Here is a 1,853-nt window from a genome sequence, read left to right on the forward strand (position 1 = left end):
ATACAGCTTCCGTCAGGGTCACGGAGAAAGTCGGGTTCGGAGACTATACGACTCGAGAGTTCCATGCCCGGCCTGTGCGCGTGTATCGAATGTCGCGCGACGACTGGGCACTGCATAACAAATTGTTGTAGTGCGTTCCGGGCCTGGCAGCCCTACACCGGACGCCTACTACGCTGCGCTCCGTAGTCGCCGCTAAACAAAAGCGTTAAGCGAAAAAAAGTGATTACGGAGGAAGTCTTGAAGTTATATCGCGGTTTTGATAGACGAATTCCAAGTGGTGAATATGAAAATCCTTTTGTTGATACGCCCAGAATTCCTAAAGATACACCTCTTGCGATTCACGAATACGCTGATGATTGGTTTCACGAACAATTTGGGATAAGGGCAAGGTCTACAACAATTATCTGTTCAACAGACCTCGTCCAAGCACAGCAATATGGTGACTCTGGTACCGTTGCAGAAATAACCCCGTTGCAAGAGTTCTCACTAATATATAGTACTCAGGTTCGGGATTTCTTGGATGTTATGGTTGAGTTGAGCAACATTTCAGCTAGCTCCGTAGCCACATGGCTTGAAAGTAAAGCATATCGCTGTGTGAATTCATGCAGCATGCTGCCCGAAGGGTTTCGTGGTGAGGTTTTGGTTTCATGTTCCCGGTACAAGTTATCCGCTATTTAGATCATGGTTTCGTACTTTGGATCGGGCGTTCTTAACTAGTGGTTGCAGTATGTTCCGGCCCTGCGGGCCTCCACCGGACCGGTTTTTCCGTTGCTCTCCAAACCGGCCGCTGAACATTGGCGTTAAATACAGGGAGGTACCGAGATGCGGTGTGCAATGACAGGACTTCCCATCAGCGATCCATCTGATGGCATTTGGGATGATGGCGAATGGATCAGTTGGGAGTGGATCAACGGTCAATTGCACGAGCAAGACCTCAAGGCCGAGTTTCCCAATGCACCCATCGAAATTATCAAAGTCTTTGAGGACTTGGTTTATTCCGCGGCAGAGTACTACGAGCTCACTGGTCGTTACCTTCAAATCTGGGGAGAGCTCGGCGAGCTTTACGCTGAGATTAAATATGGGATCGAACGCCATCGCCCAGGTATGGCCGGCTCAGATGGTCGCATGGGGAATGACTGGGTAGAGATAAAGACGATTTCCCCTGAAAAAGGTAAAGGTAAGGTATTGGTCAAGAGAGCGGGCAACTTCAACAAGCTACTCGTGGTCAAAATAGATGAGAATTTTCAGTTTGAATCCCGAATGATTGACCGCAAAAAGCTTGGCAAAGGCAAAGGTAAAAATGCCAGTTACTCTTGGGGCTCAGAGACTGAGTAAGCCTGTATTTTTAGCTGTTAGCTCTACGGGAGAAAAATGGAAGACATCGTTTTTATCGGAGAATCCATTGCAATTATTGGGGCATGCTGGGCAATCATTTCAGGTGTAGGTGCTTGGAAGCGCGAGTTTATCGGAAAGAGAAAAATAGAGCTTGCAGAGGAAGTTTTGGCTTCTTTCTTTGAGGTCAAGGATGCCATCGCGACTATCCGGAACCCTTTTTCTTCCAGTAACGAAGGAAAGTCCAGGCAGCGGGGGGATCACGAAACTAAGGAGGATGCTGAACTGCTAGATCGAGGATACATAGTATTTGAGCGATATGAGGCCCAGAAAGAAATTTTTGTTCACTTTTATACACTTAAATACCGGTTTATGGCTTCTTTCGGTCATGATCAGAAGGAAATATTTGAGGAATGCAACCGGATTCTGCGTAAACCGCTGAAGGTTGCCACCCATTCCACGTGAAGCCTGCCACCCGGACCGGAGCAAGGCTGCCACCCATCGGAGCGTAGCGACGCGGG

Annotated in this window: 3 protein-coding genes; all 3 read left to right on the forward strand. The window is 48.2% G+C overall.

The genetic code is table 11. The features are described 5' to 3' along the window. The first annotated feature begins 237 nt into the window (after positions 1-237). Entirely contained in the window at positions 238-678 is a 441-nt protein-coding gene (locus tag BY454_RS16825) for a hypothetical protein (RefSeq protein WP_146082739.1), read from the forward strand. A gap of 156 nt (positions 679-834) precedes the next feature. Then, positions 835-1,335, forward strand: a complete 501-nt coding sequence (locus BY454_RS16620; protein ID WP_104417665.1) for a hypothetical protein — start codon at positions 835-837, stop codon at positions 1,333-1,335. A gap of 36 nt (positions 1,336-1,371) precedes the next feature. Then, complete coding sequence (locus BY454_RS16925) at positions 1,372-1,797, forward strand: hypothetical protein (RefSeq protein ID WP_181049743.1); 426 nt, start codon at positions 1,372-1,374, stop codon at positions 1,795-1,797. Positions 1,798-1,853: the final 56 nt, after the last annotated feature.

The organism is Marinobacter persicus, from assembly GCF_002934325.1.
GTDB classification, from domain to species: Bacteria; Pseudomonadota; Gammaproteobacteria; order Pseudomonadales; family Oleiphilaceae; genus Marinobacter; species Marinobacter persicus_A.